The 806-nt window shown below is 67.2% G+C and carries 1 protein-coding gene; it reads left to right on the top strand.

Going from position 1 to position 806, the window contains the following annotated elements:
- Positions 1-806, top strand: an 806-nt coding sequence (locus Q2941_RS51770) for a chemotaxis protein CheA (RefSeq protein WP_458197565.1), incomplete at both ends; no start/stop codon positions are given.

The raw sequence follows: 806 nt of genomic DNA, 5'->3' as shown, positions 1-806 counted from the left end.
CTCAGGGCACGCTGATCGAGCAGGCGCTGGAGCGCCCGTTGCGTCCGGGCGAGGTGTCGCTCGACGAGCTCGAGCGCGCCTTCCGCGAGACCGCGATCGAGGTGCCCGCGCCGGCTGCGGCTCCTGCCGCCGCGCCCGCGCCGGCCGCCACCCCGGCGCCTGTTGCGAAGGAGGCTGCCAAGGAGGCCAAGGCCAAGGAGAAGGCCAAGGAGAAGGCCAAGGAGGCAAAACCCTCGCCCAAGAAATCGATGGCGGACGAGAGCGTCACCGAAGGCGACCGCGTCGCCAACCAGTCGATCCGCGTCAACGTGGATACGCTGGAGCATCTGATGACCATGGTCTCCGAGCTGGTGCTGACCCGCAACCAGCTTTTGGAGATCTCCCGCCGCAACGAGGACACCGAGTTCAAGGTGCCGTTGCAGCGCCTCTCCAACGTCACCGCCGAGCTGCAGGAAGGCGTCATGAAGACGCGCATGCAGCCGATCGGCAATGCCTGGCAGAAGCTGCCGCGCATCGTCCGCGACCTGTCGAGCGAACTCGGCAAGCAGATCGAGCTGGAGATGCACGGCGCCGACACCGAGCTCGACCGCCAGGTGCTCGACCTGATCAAGGACCCGCTCACCCACATGGTGCGCAACTCCGCCGACCATGGCCTGGAGACCCCGGCCGAGCGCACGGCGAGCGGCAAGGGCGAGCAGGGCACCATCCGGCTGTCCGCCTATCACGAGGGCGGCCACATCATCATCTGCATCGCCGACAACGGAAGAGGCCTCAACACCGAGAAGATCAAGGCCAAGGCGCTCTCG

This window comes from Bradyrhizobium sp. UFLA05-153, assembly GCF_054185185.1.
This window is presented reverse-complemented; position numbering and strand designations above follow the sequence as displayed.